The organism is Streptomyces sp. NPDC057939, from assembly GCF_042887545.1.
GTDB lineage: Bacteria > Actinomycetota > Actinomycetes > Streptomycetales > Streptomycetaceae > Streptomyces.
In genome coordinates this window covers 1-16,676 of the sequence record NZ_JBHVPG010000092.1, presented here as the reverse complement: position 1 = coordinate 16,676, position 16,676 = coordinate 1, and the positions used below count along the sequence as shown (strand labels likewise).

The 16,676-nt window shown below is 71.6% G+C and carries 16 protein-coding genes; 3 read left to right on the top strand and 13 right to left on the bottom strand.

Annotation, left to right across the window (positions count from 1 at the left end; genetic code table 11):
- Positions 1-253: 253 nt before the first annotated feature.
- The 5 genes from ACFVS6_RS41730 to ACFVS6_RS41710 form a co-directional block, all read right to left on the bottom strand.
- The gene (locus ACFVS6_RS41730) at positions 254-1,921 is read right to left on the bottom strand and encodes a uroporphyrinogen-III synthase (RefSeq protein ID WP_389711761.1); all 1,668 of its coding nucleotides are present in this window, start codon (positions 1,919-1,921) and stop codon (positions 254-256) included.
- Positions 1,918-2,886, bottom strand: coding sequence for a hydroxymethylbilane synthase (hemC, locus tag ACFVS6_RS41725; RefSeq protein WP_389711760.1), 969 nt, complete (start codon positions 2,884-2,886; stop codon positions 1,918-1,920). Before hemC ends, ACFVS6_RS41730 begins: the two co-directional genes overlap by 4 nt.
- Positions 2,883-4,613, bottom strand: coding sequence for a glutamyl-tRNA reductase (locus tag ACFVS6_RS41720; RefSeq protein WP_389711759.1), 1,731 nt, complete (start codon positions 4,611-4,613; stop codon positions 2,883-2,885). Before ACFVS6_RS41720 ends, hemC begins: the two co-directional genes overlap by 4 nt.
- Positions 4,610-5,425 carry a redox-sensing transcriptional repressor Rex gene (locus ACFVS6_RS41715; RefSeq protein WP_385584062.1) on the bottom strand — a complete coding sequence of 272 codons (816 nt, stop codon included), beginning with the start codon at positions 5,423-5,425 and terminating at the stop codon, positions 4,610-4,612. The genes ACFVS6_RS41720 and ACFVS6_RS41715 overlap by 4 nt, the downstream gene beginning before the upstream one ends.
- A gap of 273 nt (positions 5,426-5,698) precedes the next feature.
- A complete protein-coding gene (locus tag ACFVS6_RS41710; protein WP_389711758.1) occupies positions 5,699-5,977 on the bottom strand; it encodes a glutaredoxin family protein in 279 nt (92 codons plus the stop codon).
- A gap of 99 nt (positions 5,978-6,076) precedes the next feature.
- Here ACFVS6_RS41710 and ACFVS6_RS41705 point away from each other — a divergent pair, with 99 nt between their 5' ends.
- The 3 genes from ACFVS6_RS41705 (at position 6,077) to ACFVS6_RS41695 (ending at position 9,734) form a co-directional block, all read left to right on the top strand.
- Positions 6,077-7,030 carry an HAD family hydrolase gene (locus tag ACFVS6_RS41705; RefSeq protein ID WP_389711757.1) on the top strand — a complete coding sequence of 318 codons (954 nt, stop codon included), beginning with the start codon at positions 6,077-6,079 and terminating at the stop codon, positions 7,028-7,030.
- Positions 7,031-7,370: 340 nt separating this feature from the next.
- Entirely contained in the window at positions 7,371-8,177 is an 807-nt protein-coding gene (locus ACFVS6_RS41700; RefSeq protein ID WP_389711756.1) for an ECF subfamily RNA polymerase sigma factor, BldN family, read from the top strand.
- A gap of 333 nt (positions 8,178-8,510) precedes the next feature.
- The gene (locus ACFVS6_RS41695) at positions 8,511-9,734 is read left to right on the top strand and encodes a DUF5667 domain-containing protein (protein ID WP_389711755.1); all 1,224 of its coding nucleotides are present in this window, start codon (positions 8,511-8,513) and stop codon (positions 9,732-9,734) included.
- Between the two features lie 58 nt (positions 9,735-9,792).
- Here ACFVS6_RS41695 and ACFVS6_RS41690 read toward each other — a convergent pair whose 3' ends face one another.
- From ACFVS6_RS41690 to ACFVS6_RS41655, 8 genes are all read right to left on the bottom strand, one after another.
- Positions 9,793-10,794 (bottom strand): lysophospholipid acyltransferase family protein, encoded by a 1,002-nt coding sequence (locus ACFVS6_RS41690; RefSeq protein WP_389711754.1) that lies wholly within the window; start codon positions 10,792-10,794, stop codon positions 9,793-9,795.
- Positions 10,794-11,873 (bottom strand): NAD-dependent epimerase/dehydratase family protein, encoded by a 1,080-nt coding sequence (locus tag ACFVS6_RS41685; protein ID WP_389711753.1) that lies wholly within the window; start codon positions 11,871-11,873, stop codon positions 10,794-10,796. Before ACFVS6_RS41685 ends, ACFVS6_RS41690 begins: the two co-directional genes overlap by 1 nt.
- A 95-nt stretch (positions 11,874-11,968) precedes the next feature.
- On the bottom strand, positions 11,969-12,067 hold the full coding sequence (locus ACFVS6_RS41680) for a 30S ribosomal protein bS22 (RefSeq protein WP_003948845.1): 99 nt from the start codon (positions 12,065-12,067) through the stop codon (positions 11,969-11,971).
- A gap of 150 nt (positions 12,068-12,217) precedes the next feature.
- Positions 12,218-12,427, bottom strand: coding sequence for a helix-turn-helix domain-containing protein (locus ACFVS6_RS41675; protein WP_162688852.1), 210 nt, complete (start codon positions 12,425-12,427; stop codon positions 12,218-12,220).
- Between the two features lie 114 nt (positions 12,428-12,541).
- Positions 12,542-13,372, bottom strand: coding sequence for a phosphatase (locus ACFVS6_RS41670; protein ID WP_389711752.1), 831 nt, complete (start codon positions 13,370-13,372; stop codon positions 12,542-12,544).
- 79 nt (positions 13,373-13,451) lie between these two features.
- Complete coding sequence (locus ACFVS6_RS41665) at positions 13,452-14,600, bottom strand: acetoin utilization protein AcuC (protein WP_389711762.1); 1,149 nt, start codon at positions 14,598-14,600, stop codon at positions 13,452-13,454.
- Positions 14,572-15,795: an MFS transporter gene (locus ACFVS6_RS41660; protein ID WP_389711751.1), complete on the bottom strand. Its 1,224-nt coding sequence runs from the start codon at positions 15,793-15,795 to the stop codon at positions 14,572-14,574. Before ACFVS6_RS41660 ends, ACFVS6_RS41665 begins: the two co-directional genes overlap by 29 nt.
- Before the next feature lie 43 nt (positions 15,796-15,838).
- Positions 15,839-16,492 carry an HAD family hydrolase gene (locus ACFVS6_RS41655; RefSeq protein ID WP_389711750.1) on the bottom strand — a complete coding sequence of 218 codons (654 nt, stop codon included), beginning with the start codon at positions 16,490-16,492 and terminating at the stop codon, positions 15,839-15,841.
- Between the last annotated feature and the right edge of the window lie 184 nt (positions 16,493-16,676).

Below are 16,676 nucleotides of genomic sequence, written 5' to 3'. Positions count from 1 at the left end.
GCCCCGGACAGGGCGCCATAAATCATGCCCGCCCCGGACGACACCCCACCCCGCCCCCGGCCCCGCCCCACACGAACCGCCCCAGCCCCGCGCAGCCCCCGGCCCCGCCCCACACGAACCGCCCCAGCCCCGCGCAGCGCCCGGCCCCGCCCCGCCCACACGAAAGGGGCCCGGGTGCGTCCAGCACCCGGGCCCCTTCCCCGTACCCCTACTCGGCTCACCGGCCCACCGGCCCACCGGCCGGCTAAGGCGCTCACGTCGTACGACGCCGCCGCGCCCCCGGCCGACGCTCGCTCGGCCGCGACACCGACTCCCCGGCCTGCTTCGCGGCCTCGCGACGGGCCTCCCCGTAAGCGGCCAGCGCCTCCGCCAGCTTCGACACCGACGGCTCCGGCGACAGCACGTCCACGCGCAGCCCGTGCTCCTCCGCGGTCTTGGCCGTCGCCGGCCCGATACACGCGATGACGGTCACGTTGTGCGGCTTGCCCGCGATCCCGACCAGGTTCCGCACCGTCGACGACGAGGTGAAGAGCACGGCGTCGAACCCGCCGCCCTTGATCGCCTCGCGCGTATCGGCCGGCGGCGGCGACGCCCGCACCGTCCGGTAGGCGGTGACGTCGTCGACCTCCCAGCCCAGCTCTATCAACCCGGCCACGAGCGTCTCCGTCGCGATGTCCGCACGCGGCAGGAACACCCGGTCGATCGGGTCGAAGACCGGATCGTAGGGCGGCCAGTCCTCCAGCAACCCCGCCGCCGACTGCTCCCCGCTCGGCACCAGGTCCGGCTTCACACCGAACTCGACCAGCGAGGCCGCGGTCTGCTCGCCCACCGCGGCGACCTTGATGCCCGCGAACGCGCGCGCGTCGAGCCCGTACTCCTCGAACTTCTCCCGGACCGCCTTCACGGCGTTGACCGAGGTGAACGCGATCCACTCGTACCGGCCCGTGACCAGGCCCTTGACCGCCCGCTCCATCTGCTGCGGGGTGCGCGGCGGCTCCACGGCGATGGTCGGCACCTCGTGGGGCACCGCACCGTACGAACGCAGTTGGTCGGAGAGCGAAGCGGCCTGCTCCTTCGTGCGCGGTACGAGGACCCGCCAGCCGAACAACGGCTTCGACTCGAACCAGGCCATCTCCTCGCGCCGCGCGGCGGCGCCCTGCTCACCGACCACGGCTATCACCGGGCGCGCGCCCTCGGGCGACGGGAGCACCTTGCCCTGCTTGAACACCTGGGCGATCGTGCCGAGCGTCGCGCTCCAGGTCCGCTGCCGGGTCGTCGTACCGCCGACGGTCACCGTCAGCGGGGTCTCCGGCTTGCGGCCCGCGGCCACCAGCTCGGCGGCAGCGGCCGACACCGTCTCCAGCGTCGCCGTGACGACGAGGCTGCCACCGCTGGCGCCGGCCTCGCTCCAGCACTGCGCCGACGCGTGCCGGGCGTCCACGAACCGGACGTCCGCGCCCTGCTCGCCGCGCAGCGGGACACCCGCGTACGCGGGCACGCCGACGGCCGTCGCGACACCGGGCACCACCTCGAAGGGGATCCCCTCCGCGGCGCAGGCCAGCATCTCGCCGGACGCGTTCCCGTCGAGCCCGGGGTCGCCGGTGACGGCACGGACGACCCGCCTGCCGGACCGCGCGGCCTCCATGACAAGATTGGCGGCGTCGCGGATCACCGGGACCCCGGCGGCGGCTGACAACTCGTCAGCAACCGTCAGCTGCGGCGTGTCGATGCCCGCCCGCGCGTGGGTCCGTACGACGTCGAGCACCTCGGGCTCGGCGATCAGTACGTCCGCGGCGGCGAGCGCCTCCACGGCGCGCAGCGTCAGCAGACCCGGGTCGCCGGGGCCGGCACCGAGGAAGGTGACGAGTCCGTGGGCGGCGACGACCGGAAAAGCGGAGGTGGTCGGACGTGAGGGGTTCAAAGCGATCGCTCCCCCATAAGACCGGCCGCGCCCTTGGCCAGCATCTCGTCCGCGAGTTCGCGGCCGAGCGCCATGGCCTCGTCATACGACTGGGGCACGGGACCGGTGGTGGACAGCTGCACCAGCGTCGAGCCGTCGAGGGTGCCGACGACGCCGCGCAGGCGCATTTCATTGACAATCTGCCCGTCGGCCAACAGGTCGGCGAGCGCGCCCACGGGTGCGCTGCAGCCGGCCTCCAGGGCGGCGAGCAGGGAACGCTCGGCGGTCACGGCGGCCCTGGTGTGCGGGTCGTCGAGTTCGCCGAGCGCGGCGATGAGGGCCGTGTCGGAGGCCAGGCACTCCACGGCCAGGGCTCCCTGACCGGGAGCGGGCAGCACGTTGTCGACGGCCAGCAGGTCGGTCGCCTCGTCGCCGCGGCCGATCCGGTTCAGGCCGGCGGCGGCCAACACGACCGCGTCGAGCTCACCGGAGCGGACGAACCCGATGCGGGTGTCGACGTTGCCACGGATGGCGACGGTCTCGATCCGCTTGCCCAGGCTCTTGGCGTACGCGTGGAGCTGCGAGGTGCGCCGGGGCGACCCGGTGCCGATCCGCGCCCCGTCGGGGAGCTGCTCGAAGGTCAGGCCGTCGCGCGCGACGAGCGCGTCGCGCGCGTCCTCGCGCTTCGGCATGGCCGCGATGACCAGGTCGTCGGGCTGCGCGGTCGGCAGGTCCTTCAGCGAGTGCACGGCGAAGTCGACCTCGCCGCGCACGAGGGCCTCGCGCAGCGCGGTGACGAACACGCCGGTGCCGCCGATCTGCGAGAGGTGCTCGCGGGACACGTCACCGTAGGTCGTGATCTCCACGAGTTCCACGGGTCGGCCGGTGACCGCCCGGACCGCCTCGGCGACGTGCCCGGACTGGGACATGGCCAGCTTGCTCCGCCGCGTTCCGAGCCTGAGGGGCCGGTCGGGACGTGTGTTCATGATGCCCGTCCTGGGTCGTCGTTCTTCGGATCGGCCGCGTCCGCCCGGCTGACGGAAGCCACCGTCTGAGGGTCGAGGTCGAAGAGTTCGCGCAGCGCCTCCGCGTACCCGGCGCCGCCGGGCTCGCTCGCGAGCTGCTTGACGCGCACGGTCGGCGCGTGGAGGAGCTTGTCGACGACGCGGCGCACGGTCTGGGTGACCTCGGCCCGCTGCCGTTCGTCGAGATCGGGTACGCGCCCGTCGAGACGTGCCACCTCCATGGCGACGACCTCGGCGGCCATCGCCCGCAGGGCGACGACGGTGGGCGTGATGTGCGCGGCCCGCTGGGCGGCCCCGAACGCGGCCACTTCCTCCGCGACTATCCCACGTACGGCGTCCACGTCGGCCGCCATCGGGGCGTCGGCGGAGGTCTCCGCGAGCGACTCGATGTCGACCAGCCGCACCCCGGGGATCCGGTGCACCGCGGCGTCGATGTCCCGCGGCATGGCCAGGTCCAGGAGCGCGAGGCGTACGGGGGCGCCGTCCGCCCGGCTGCGCGCCGTCCGGCGGGGCTGCCGCTGGGCGGCGGCCTCGCCCTGGTCGGCCCAGGTGCCGTGCAGTTCGAGGGAGCCCGCGTCGACGCCGGTCAGCGCGGCGCGGCCGTCACCGGCGGGCGCGTCCAGCCCCAGCGGGCAGCCGTCGGGCTCGGCGGCCGGGATGGTCCGCACGGCGCCGGCGTCGGCGATGCGCCGCCCGGCCTCCGCGGCGGCGACCAGCCGGGCCAGTACGTCGCCACCGGCGGGCTCCGCGGCCCGCGCGACGCCGGCCCGCGCGATCGCGGTCTCCGCGGTCGCCGTCCGCGCGACGCCGGCCCGCGTGACGGCGCCGACCGGCAGGAGCTCCGCCGTCCCGTCGCCGGACACCGCGGCGAGCACGTCGTCCGCGCTCAGCACCAGGCCCGTCGCGCCCGTACAGGACACGACGACGTCAACACGTGTCAGTTCCTCGGCCACCGAGCCCATGGTCACGGCCCGCGCCGTCACACCGGTGCCCGAGGCAACCAGAATCTCGGCGAGACGCTCCGCCCGCTCCGCGGTCCGGTTCGCCACCGCGATGTCGGCGACGCCCACCCGCGCCAGCGTGGCGGCGGCCAGCGAGGACATCGAACCGGCGCCGATCACCAGCGCCCGCTTGCCCGCGGCCCACTGCCCGACCGGCTCGTGCACGGCGAGCTGTTCCAGCCCGAAGGTCACCAGCGACTGTCCGGCCCGGTCGATCCCGGTCTCGGAGTGCGCCCGCTTGCCGACCCGCAGCGCCTGCTGGAACAGGTCGTTGACCAGCCGGCCGGCGGTGTGGAGCTCCTGCCCCAGCGCCAGCGCGTCCTTGATCTGCCCGAGGATCTGGCCCTCTCCGACGACCATGGAGTCCAGCCCGCACGCCACCGAGAACAGGTGGTGCACCGCCCGGTCCTCGTAGTGGACGTAGAGGTACGGGGTGAGCTCCTCAAGAGCCACCCCGCTGTGCTGGGCCAGCAGCGTCGACAGCTCGGCGACACCGGCGTGGAACTTGTCCACGTCCGCGTACAGCTCGATGCGGTTGCAGGTGGCCAAGACGGTCGCCTCGGCGGCGGGCTCCGCGGCCAGCGTGTCGTGCAGCAGCTTGACCTTGGCATCGGTGGACAGCGAGGCCCGTTCCAGCACGCTCACCGGCGCGCTGCGATGACTCAGGCCAACGACGAGCAGACTCATGCCGGCATCACCGCCGGGACGTCGCCCTCGGGACCGCCCTTGCGCGCGGCGGCGGCGGCCCGACCGGCAGGCGGCACCACGGCGGCGGCCGGAGCCGCCCCCGTACCGGTGGCCGGCCCCGCGAGCTCCTCGGCGGCGGCGGCCGCGCCCTCACCGGCCTTGCGCTGCTCGTGGAACGCCAGGATCTGGAGCTCGATCGACAGGTCGACCTTGCGCACGTCGACGCCCTCCGGCACGGACAGCACCGTCGGGGCGAAGTTCAGGATGGAGGTGACGCCCGCGGCGATCAGCCGCTCGCTCACCTGCTGCGCGGCGCCCGCGGGCGTCGCGATGACCCCGATCGAGACGCCGTTGTCCTCGATGATCGCCTCGAGCTCGTCGGTGTGCCGCACGGGCATGCCGGCGACCATCTTCCCGGCCATGGCGGGATCGGCGTCGATCAGCGCAGCCACGCGGAAGCCGCGGGAGGCGAAACCACCGTAGTTGGCCAGGGCGGCACCGAGGTTACCGATGCCGACGATGACGACCGGCCAGTCCTGGGTCAGGCCGAGCTCGCGGGAGATCTGGTAGACGAGGTACTCGACGTCGTAACCGACGCCCCGGGTACCGTAGGAACCGAGGTACGAGAAGTCCTTGCGCAGCTTCGCCGAGTTGACTCCGGCGGCGGTCGCGAGTTCCTCGGAGGACACCGTGGGCACCGATCGCTCGGAGAGCGCGGTGAGGGCACGCAAGTACAGCGGAAGCCGGGCGACAGTGGCCTCGGGAATACCTCGGCTGCGGGTCGCCGGTCGGTGAGTTCGGCCAGTTGCCACGATGCTCCTGCGGGATGAGCGGGGCTGCAGGCGGCCTCTTGTCCCAGGACCGCCCCGTCGAATGCAGGCTATGTCTTTGTGAACGCGTGCACAAAGATTGTGTCCGCTTTGTCCGGCCAAAGTGACCGGGGTCACGCGGGCCGGACGACCGGGGGCCGGACCGAGAACGGGCCGAACCCGTTCAAATCCAGAAGGGGGCAAAACCGTGCACACTCCTCATCAATACGCCCCCGTGTCCCCATAAATCGCCCACGATGGTAACGGCCGGGGCGGTCAGGTCCCCAACGCCCGCCGAAGCCGGTCGGGGTTCACCCTCCAGAAGGTGTGCTGCTCGCCGTCGACGAGCACGACCGGAATCTGCTCCCAGTGCAGCCGGTACAGCTCCTCGTCCTGTGAGATGTCCTTCTTCTCCCACTGTGCACCGGTCTCGGCGCAGACCTTCTCGATCACCTCCTGGGCGTCGTCACAAAGGTGGCAGCCCGGCTTCCCGATGAGCGTGACCATCCGATCGGCGGGACGCTTCTTTTCCTTACGGCGCAGCAGAGGACTCATGTCCTCATTGTCCCGCGCCGGGGCGGGGGCCCCGAAGTGTTAACCACCCCGTATCCCGGCGGTTCGGGAACTCCCGAACACAATGGCTATGCTCGCGTCATGGCCGCTCTGGGATGGCTCACCCCCCGTAGGCGCTCCGCCACCGCGCGGAGCGTGCTGGCAGGCGAGGCCTCGGCCGAGGCCGCCCGCAAGACCGCACAGGCCGAAGCGCCACCTTTCCCGACGAACGCCGAACCGGAACCGGAAGCAGAGGGCGCCGAGCCCGAGTTCCCGGTCCCCGGCGACGACCTCGCCGCGGCCTTCTTCGACCTCGACAACACCGTCATGCAGGGCGCCGCGATCTTCCACTTCGGCCGCGGCCTCTACAAGCGCGAGTTCTTCCGCCGCCGCGAACTGGCCCGCTTCGCCTGGCAGCAGGCCTGGTTCCGGCTCGCCGGCGTCGAGGACCCCGAGCACATGCAGGACGCCCGGGACAGCGCCCTGTCCATCGTCAAGGGCCACAAGGTCTCCGAGCTCATGTCGATCGGCGAGGAGATCTACGACGAGTACATGGCGGAGCGGATCTGGCCGGGCACCCGCGCCCTGGCCCAGGCCCACCTCGACGCCGGCCAGAAGGTGTGGCTCGTCACCGCCGCCCCCGTCGAGACGGCCACGATCATCGCCCGCCGCCTCGGTCTGACCGGGGCCCTGGGCACCGTCGCCGAGTCCGTGGACGGCATCTACACCGGCCGCCTGGTCGGCGAACCCCTGCACGGCCCCGCAAAGGCCGAGGCGGTCCGCGCCCTGGCCGCCGCCGAGGACCTGGACCTCGCCCGCTGCGCGGCGTACAGCGATTCGCACAACGACATTCCGATGTTGTCGCTGGTCGGACATCCGTACGCGATCAATCCCGACACAAAACTGCGCAAGCATGCCCGCACCAACGACTGGCGGCTGCGCGACTATCGGACCGGCCGCAAGGCCGTGAAGGTCGGCGTCCCGGCGGCCGCCGGGGTCGGCGCGATCGCGGGCGGCACGGCCGCCGCGATCGCCCTCCACCGCCGCCGCAAGTAGCAACGCCGGGCCAGGGCCGACTTCCGGCCCGCCCGGCGTTCATTCGCTCACCTCTACCCGCGCCCCCGGCGCGGCACTCCGGCCTGCCCCACTCGGTCGCGAGCCACTGTGGAAGCTTCCATTCCGCGCACCCAAGCGATCAGGAATCGATCACCAATCAGGCCTGAATATGCCCTGGACACGCAACAGAAGTGTCGGAACCGGTGATTTAGACAACTGGGTGTAGCGCTGCCTGTACGAAGCGTTATTCTCCTCAAACGCATGCCACCGCCCATCTGTCGCCACGACGGGTGAACGGTCCCGCACTGCACGTGATGGAAGCTCTGCCTCTGGGAGTCCCGTGTACCCACCTGTCGGGGTTGACGCCTCGGGCCTGGCTACGCTGCGCGCAACGGTCCTCGACCACCTGCGTGGCTTCGTCCCCACCGCGTACGCCGTCCCCGCCTTCGCCGTACCCGCCGGCCTCGGTCCGGCCGGTCCTTGCTACGCCCTGACCGACGGCGGGGCGACGGTGGGCAGACGCGGTCGCGCGGGCTCCGGGTCGTCCGGCTCCACCGGCACGACCGCACCCGCCCACCGCCGCCCCACCGCGGACAGCGACCAGGCCCGCATGATGGACCTGGTCGAACGCGCCCAGGCCGGCGAGGCCGAGGCCTTCGGCCGGCTCTACGACCAGTACAGCGACACGGTGTACCGCTACATCTACTACCGAGTCGGCGGCAAGGCGACCGCGGAGGATCTCACCAGCGAGACCTTCCTGCGCGCGCTGCGCCGCATCTCCACCTTCACCTGGCAGGGCCGCGACTTCGGCGCCTGGCTGGTGACCATCGCGCGGAACCTGGTGGCGGACCACTTCAAGTCCAGCCGCTTCCGCCTGGAGGTCACCACCGGCGAGATGCTCGACGCCAACGAGGTGGAGCGCAGCCCCGAGGACTCCGTCCTGGAGTCCCTCTCCAACGCGGCCCTGCTGGAGGCCGTGCGCAAGCTCAACCCCCAGCAGCAGGAGTGCGTCACCCTCCGCTTCCTCCAGGGCCTCTCGGTCGCCGAAACGGCCCGGGTCATGGGGAAGAACGAGGGAGCCATCAAAACGCTCCAGTACCGGGCGGTCCGCACCCTGGCCCGCCTGCTCCCGGAAGACGCACGCTGACGCGCCCGCACGCACGCCGTCCGCCTCGTGCCTCCCGCACGTCGCGTACGTCACGCACGCCCCGCACAGCTCACCCAGCCCGTACGACAACGCTCCACAAGACAACGCTCAACGACGACACGACCTCACACCCGGTGACCCCTCGATGACGCTGTGGTCCGATCATCCTTCGTCCGTAACCCAAGTGCCGCGCCGCTCGTTGTGCGGGATGCAGGCTCCCTGTGGACACGCCCTGCCCGAAGCCGCTCACCCGAAAGTGTGGATGTGCTCAAGGAAGGCAACCTTCCGGACACCCTGGGGAGTCGATCGTCATGACGAGAGGAGGTGCCGCCAGTGATCGCGAACGTAACTCCGCACCGGCGGGCGAACGCCTTCGCCCAGGCCCTGGAGGATCGGAACCCATCCGATCTCCCAGAACCGGACCCGGCGGCCGAGCAGTCCGAGGCACCTGCCGAACCTGCCGACCACGACCGGCTGTTGGCCCTGGCGAACGCACTCGGCGAAAGAATGCCGCGCCCGGTGCTGGATCCCGAGGTCAAAGTGGTGCAACGAGCACAGCTCGTCGCCGCCATGGAGGCCATGGTGATGGAGGAGAGGGCCGGGGGCGGTGCCGCCGCGGACCCTCTGGTGCCCGAACAGCGGACCGGCCGCGGCGCCCACCGGGCGACGTCGCTCCGGAAATTGCGGCCCCGCTCCCGCTGGTCCAAGGGCATCGCAGCGGGAGGCCTCACCGTGGGTGTGGCCGCAGGGGCCTTCAGCGGAGTGGCCGCTGCCAGCACGGACGCCCTGCCCGGTGATTCCCTGTACCCGATCAAACGGGGCATGGAGGACCTCAAGCTGGGCATGGCCGACGAGGATTCGGACCGGGGCGAGCTCTACCTCGACCGGGCCTCGAACCGCCTGTCGGAAGCCCGCCGCCTGATGGAAAGAGGCCGGACGGGAGTACTCGACCACGAATCCCTGGGCGAGATCCGCCGAGCCCTCTCCGGCATGAAGCACGACGCCGAACAGGGCCACCGGCTGCTCCAGGCCGCGTACGAACGGGACGGCTCGCTGGGCCCGATGCAGGCCCTGTCCTCGTTCTCCCGCTCCCACCGCGACGCCTGGGGCAAGCTCCGGGAGAAGCTCCCGGCGCAGCTCACCGACGTCGGGGGCGAGGTCGAGTCGGTCTTCCAGGCCATAGACGATGACGTCGCCCCGATCCAAGGCCTGCTGCCGAAGCCCCCGGAGCAGACCCGGGGCCGGCCGAGCGGCTCGGCCACGCCGAGCACCCCGGCCACCGGCAAACAGCAGACCGCGCCGTCGGCTTCGAGCACGCCCTCGTCGGCACCCGCGGCCACCCCGACGCCGTCCACCGGAAGCCGTACCCCGGCACCCTCCGGCGGCGGTCTCCTGGGCGGCACGGGCGATCTGCTGAACCCGCCGACGGGGCAGGCACCTGCGAACACGCCCGCCCCGGGGACCCCCGAGCTCCCCCAGCCGGACATCACCCTCCCGCCCCTCCTCCCAGGTCTCCTCCCGGGCCTGGGCCTCAACGCCGAGGACGCGGAACAGTAAAGAAGAGAGGGGGCCGCGCACCGCGTGGCCCCCTCTCTTCCTCATCACGGCCGGACGCTCAGAAGAACACGGACCGCCGCTGCACCAGCAGCTTGTACAGCGTGTGCTGGATCTGCTCCCGCACCTGGTCCGTCAGGTTGAACATCAGCATCGGATCCTCCGCGGCCTCCGCCGCGTACCCGTCCGTCGGGATCGGCTCGCCGAACTGGATCGTCCACTTCGTCGGCAACGGCACCGCCCCCAACGGCCCCAGCCACGGGAACGTCGGCGTGATCGGGAAGTACGGGATCCCCAGCAGCCGCGCCAACGTCTTCGCGTTGCCGACCATCGGGTAGATCTCCTCGGCGCCCACGATCGAGCAGGGCACGATCGGCGTGCCCGCCCGCAGCGCCGTCGACACGAACCCGCCCCGCCCGAAGCGCTGGAGCTTGTACCGCTCTCCGAACGGCTTCCCTATCCCCTTGAAGCCCTCCGGCATGACACCGACCAGCTCCCCGGCCTCCAGCAGCCGCTGCGCGTCCTCCGCGCACGCCAGGGTGTGGCCGGCCTTCCGCGCCAGCTCGTTCACCACCGGCAGCATGAACACCAGGTCGGCCGCCAGCAGCCGCAGGTGCCGCTCCGCCGGGTGGTGGTCGTGCACGGCGACCTGGAGCATCAGCCCGTCCAGCGGAAGCGTCCCCGAATGGTTGGCGACGATCAGCGCGCCGCCCTCCTTCGGGATGTTCTCGATGCCCTTGACCTCGACCCGGAAGTACTTGTCGTACACCGGCCGCAGCAGGGTCATCAGGACCTGGTCCGTCAGCTCCTCGTCGTAGCCGAAGTCGTCGACCTCGTAGTCCCCGGTGATCCGGCGCCGCAGGAACGCCAACCCGCCCGCGATCCGCCGGTCCCAACCCGCGCCGGACGACGGCGCCGACCCGGCGGCCCCCGCCACCGGTTCTTCCACCGGCTCCGCCACCACCGGATCGGGACCCGGCGTCGGGACGGCCCGCACCGGGCGGGGTCCGCCCCGCCGGCGCGGCCGCTCCTCGTCGAACGGGATGACCTTGGCGTCCGCCACTATCGCTTCGCTCCCTCGATCACACCGGCGCCCGCACCCGCGCCCGCATCCACCTTCAGCAACCCCGCCACCCGCTCCACGGCCCGCTCCACCCGATCCGCCGGCAGCAGTCCGCTCCCGCGACTGCCCGCGAAGTCCGCGAACGTCTCGGCGGTCGTGTACAGGGGCCGGAACCCCAGGGTGTCCCGCATCTGCGTCGTCTCCACGACCCGCCCGTGCGTCAGCAGCCGGATCTGCTCCGGCGAGAAGTCCGTCACCCCGACCGCGCGCAGCGCCGAACCCACCCACGTCACCGCGGGCAACAACAACGGCACCGTGGGCCTCCCGAGCCGCCGCGAACACTGCGACAGCAGCAGCACCCCGTCACCGGCGATGTTGAACGTCCCGCTGTTCAGGGTTCCGCGCCGCGGCTCCCCCGCCGCCAGGCGCAGCACGTCCACCACGTCGTCCTCGTGGACGAACTGGAGTCTGGGGTCGTAGCCGAGGACCGTCGGCATGACCGGCATGGAGAAGTACTCGGCGAGCGCCGAATCGGCGTAGGGCCCCAGGATGTTCGCGAACCGCAGCACGCACACCGCCACGTCCGGCCGCCTGCGCGCGAAGCCCCGCACGTATCCCTCGACCTCGGCGGCCTCCTTCGCGAAACCGCCCGCCGGCAGCGACTTCGGCTGCGTCGTCTCGGTGAAGACGGCCGGGTCCCGGGAGGTCCCCCCGTACACGCTGGTGCTCGACTTCACCACGAGCCGTCGTACGCTCGGCGACTTCTGGCAGGCCCCGAGGAGCTGCATCGTCCCGATGACGTTCGTTTCCTTGACCGTGCTGCGCGCACCGGCCGCTCCCGGTCCGCCCCCGGTGACCGCGAGGTGCACCACGGTGTCCACGGCGTGCTCGGCGAGCACGCGGGCGATCCCGGACTGTCTGATGTCCGCCTGCACGAACTCGGCCGAGCCGAGCCGGTGCGGCGGTCTCACCGCGTCGACGGCGATGACCCGTTCCACTTCCGGGTCGCGCTGGACGCGCCGCACGAAGCGGCCCCCCAGCTGTCGGGCTGCCCCGGTGACGAGCACGACCTTCCCCACGAGCTCAGCGCCTTCCTCGAAGAAGTCCCCGGCTGCACCGCAGCCCCTCCACCAAGGATGGTGGAGGGGCTGCGGAGAACACGTACAGCTGCCGTTTACTTCTTGTTACGGCGCTGGACGCGGGTGCGCTTGAGCAGCTTGCGGTGCTTCTTCTTGGCCATCCGCTTACGCCGCTTCTTGATAACAGAGCCCACGACTACCCTCGCTCACTTCTCGGAACATCCCCGCGTTGGCGGAGAACGGTGCGGGGCGTCTGGGCCCACACGACCTACGTCGGCCTAGCCTACCCGCCCGAGCTCGGAGCTTGTAATCCGCGACCTCCGTAGACGATCCGGAGCCCCTACTCAGGCTGATTCCACCCCCACGAACGACTCCCGGAGGTACTCGTGAACCGCGTTCTCGGGGACCCGGAAGGACCGGCCCACCCGGATTGCGGGCAGATGACCGTTGTGCACCAAGCGGTACACGGTCATCTTCGACACTCGCATCACCGAGGCGACCTCCGCCACGGTCAGGAACTGAACCTCACTGAGAGGCCTCTCGCCAGCAGCCATGACACACCTTGACCTTCCGCGCATGACGGGCACCGGCTTCCCCTCCGGTTACTCCTCGTCGTCGCACGCTCACTCCCCAGAGTAGGGGCGGGTGATACGAGTGGGGAAGAGGAGCTACGGCCACTCCTGACGGTCCGGCAGTCTTGCGCGGTGCAGCACGTATCGCGTAAGCGGCCGGTAGTAGTCCGGGCGCACCCCGTCATCAAGCGGAACGGCCACCGCCAGCCGCCCCTCGGCCTCACCGACGAACACCGCGGGATCATCCGTATCGCCCAGCCCGATCGCCTCGACACCGAGCTGACCTGCACCGCAGACCCACCCGTGGTCCCCCACCACCAACTCCGGGAGCGGCTCGCCGGCATCCGCCAGCGCCCCGAGCGCGATCCGAACCGGCAGCGGCGAATGGGAGTGCACGCCGGTCACACTCCCCGTTGACCGCACGCCGGGTTCCCGCACCAACGCGACCCCCCGTACGTAGTCGATGCGGTGCGGGCGTACGCCGAACCGGGTCGCCGTGTCGACGCGCACCCCCTGCGCCGGAGTGAGGACATCACATCCCGCCGCCGACAGAGCCGCCGCCAAACAGGCGTAGAACTCCAGGAGGCGATGCGGGTGTCCCGTCCCGAACAGCACGGGCGCCCTCGCCCCCGCCACCGCCGCCAACCGCTCCGCGAAGGCCTCCAACGCGGCCACCGTCCGCTCGGGATCGATCACGTCCGGCCCGCTGACGTGCGACGGGTCCGCCGAGACCCCGCACTTGGCCGCCATCAGCCCCAGCAGTTCACCCTCGCCCCACACCCGCTCGGGGTCGAGCCCCAGCAGCACCCGCGGATCCCGCGCGGCGAACAGACGGTAACTGCGCAGGCTCTCCTCCCGTGTCGTGGCGACGGGCCCGGCCAACCGGGCGGCCAGCAGATGCGCACGCAGCGCGCCGGTGCTCAACACCCTCCGATGCTGCCGCACCACACCTGGCGGGTCATCAATTACGGCGAACAGCCCCACAGTTGGCGTAACACATGGTTCGTCAGGTCAGCATCCCGCGCAGCGGGAACACCGCCCGACGCGTCGCGAGAACGGCCTGATCCGTACGGTCCGCCGGATCGTAGCCCGCGTCCCACTCCCGCCACCCGACCGTCCGGCCGTCCGTCATCCGCGCCGGCGCGGGCTGCCGAGTCCGCGCGTACACCTCGTCCCGCCACACCTGCGGCACCTCCGCCGCCGGATCCACCGGCCGGTGCGCCGCGATCCCCACCAGGTGCGTCCACGACCGCGGCACGACGTCGACCACCGCGTACCCGCCGCCGCCCAACGCCAGCCACCGACCCCCGCTGTGCTCGTGCGCCAGCCGGTGACAGGCCTCCTGCACCGACCGCTGCGCGTCCAGCGACACCGCCAGGTGGGCCAGCGGATCCTCGAAGTGCGTATCGGCCCCGTGCTGGCTCACCAGCACCTGCGGCCGGAAGTCCGCCAGCAGCTCGGGCACCGTCGAGTGGAACGCCCGCAGCCACCCCTCGTCACCCGTCCCCGCGGGCAGCGCCACGTTCACGGCGCTCCCCTGTGCCCCGTCGCCACCAGTCTCCTCGGGCCATCCCGTCTGCGGGAACAGGGTCCGGGGGTGTTCGTGCACGGAGATCGTCAACACCCGCGGGTCGTCCCAGAACGCCGCCTGGACGCCGTCCCCGTGGTGGACGTCCACGTCCACGTACGCGACCCGCTCCGCGCCCAGCTCCAGCAGCCGGGCCACCGCCAGCGCCGCGTCGTTGTACACGCAGAAACCGGCGGCGCCGCCCGGCATCGCGTGGTGCAGCCCGCCGGCGAAGTTCACGGCGTGCGCCGCCTCGCCCCGCCAGATCGCCTCCGCGGCCGCCACCGACTGGCCCGCGATCAGCGCCGACGCCTCGTGCATCCCGCGGAACGCCGGATCGTCCATGGTCCCCAGCCCGTACGAGCCGTCCGCCGCCCCGGGGTCCGCCGACACCGCCCGCACGGCCGCCACGTACTCCTCGCGGTGGACCAGCCTCAGCGTCGAGTCCCCGGCCGCACGGGCCGCCCGTACCTCGACCTCACGGTCCAGCCCGAAGGCCCGGACCAGGCCCATCGTCAGCGCCAGACGCACCGGGTCCATCGGATGGCTCGGCCCGAAGTCATACTTCGTTACCGCCTCGTCCCACATCAACAACCCGGTCACCGGCTCGCCGCTCATGCCCGACACCGTATCGGGCCCCGCCGGAGCCGAACGACCGGGTACTGAACAGCGGCACCAACACCAGCACCATCGGGATCAGCATCGCGCCCCGGTAGCTCCACACGTCCCCGATCCCCCCGACCAGCGGCGACCCGATCAGGAACCCCACGTAGTTGAAGATGTTCAGCCGCGCGACGGCCGTGTCCGACGCCCCCGGGAACAGCCTCCCCGCCGCCGCGAACGTCTGCGGCACGATCACGCACAGCCCGATCCCCAACAGCGTGAACCCGAGCATCCCCCACCAGGCCCCCGGCGCGGCCGCCACCACCGCGAACCCGCCCGCGGCGACCACCGTCCCGCCCCGCACCACGGCCACCGCCCCGAACCGACGCACCCCGAGGTCCCCCACGGCCCGCCCGATCAGCGTCGTCACCATGTAGACGTTGTACGGAACCGTCGCGAGCTGCTCCGAACTGCCCAGCACGTCCTGGAGGTACTTGGCACTCCAGTTCGCGACGGTCGAGTCCCCTATGTACGCGCACGCCATCACGAGGCACAACGGCAGCAGCAGCTTCCCGCCCCCGGCCGGCCACCCCTGCGTCCCGTCCTTCGCCGCGGCCGTGGCGTCGACGTAGTACCGACTCGCCAGCAGCGCCAACGGCAGCACCAGCACCACGGCCGGCAGGTACCCCGTGAACAGCTCCAGGTGCCAGTGCGCCCCCGCCCACGCCGCGGAAGCGCCCAGGATCCCGCCCAGGCTGTACGAGGCGTGGAACCCGAGCATGATGCTGCGCCCGTACGCCCGCTGCAGGCTGACCCCGAGCATGTTCATCGAGGCGTCCAGCGCGCCCACCGCCAGGCCGAACACGCCGAGGGCCACGGCCGCCTGCCACATCGAGCTGCCGGCGCCCACCCCCAGCAGCGACAGCAACACCACCGGCTGCGCCCACCGCAGCACGGCGCTGGGCGCGACCCGCTTCACCAGGTGCTCGGTGGCGACGCTCGACACCCCCGCCAGGATCGGCACGGCGGCGAGGAACGCGGGCAGCAGCCCGTCGGATATCCCGTACCGGTCCTGGATGGCGGGAATGCGGGTGACCAGGAGGGCGAAGGCGACCCCCTGCGCGAAGAAGCTGAACCCCAGGGCCCGGCGCCCACGCCGCAGCCGCACATCAACTGTCATGGCGGCTGAGCGTAGGCCCAGGGGCTACCCGTGGGTAGAGCGATCACACACCCAATCCGAGCAGGCCGTACAGCTCCTTCATCTCTCCGAAGTAGGCGTTGGCACCGGGGAGTGCCTCGGCGGGGGTCATGGACGTGAACCCGAGGACGTCCATACCCGCGGCGCGCGCGGCCTCGATGCCGAGCCGGCTGTCCTCGACGACGACGCACCGCGCCGGCGCGACGCCCATCATGTCGGCGGCGTGCAGGAACAGGTCGGGCGCAGGCTTGCCCCGGCCGACGTCCTCGACGCTGAAGATCCACTCCTCCTCGAACCATTCGCCGAGCGCGGCACTGCGGTGCCCGACGCGAATCCGTTCGTGGCTCCCGGAGGAGGCGACGCAGTACGGCACTCCTTGCGCGGACAGCTCCGCCAGCACCTCGGTCACTCCGGGGACGGGCCGCAGGTCCCGCTCGAACGCGGCGAAGATCCGGTCGTGGAGGACCCGGTCGAAGTCCTCGGGCAGACGCTGCCCGGTCCGTTCGAGGATCACGTCGTGCACCCGGTGCACCGCGCCGCCCATGTAGTCGCGCAGGGACTCCTCGTAGGTCGTGGGATGCCCGACCTCCGTCAGGTACGCGGACAGGATGGTGTTGGAGAGCGGCTCGCTGTCCACGAGGACGCCGTCGTTGTCGAAGATGACCAGCTCATAGCCCATCCACCCACAGTACGAGCGTTCGGTGCGGGTTCCCGGCAGGCCGGTGCTGGTAAACGGAGGAACTCTGGCCCGCCGGGCCGGCGACCTGGCCGTAAACGCAGAAAAGCCCCGCACCAGTTACCTGGTGCGGGGCTTTCCCACAATGATTGTTCGGCGGCGTCCTACTCTCCCACAGGGTCCCCCC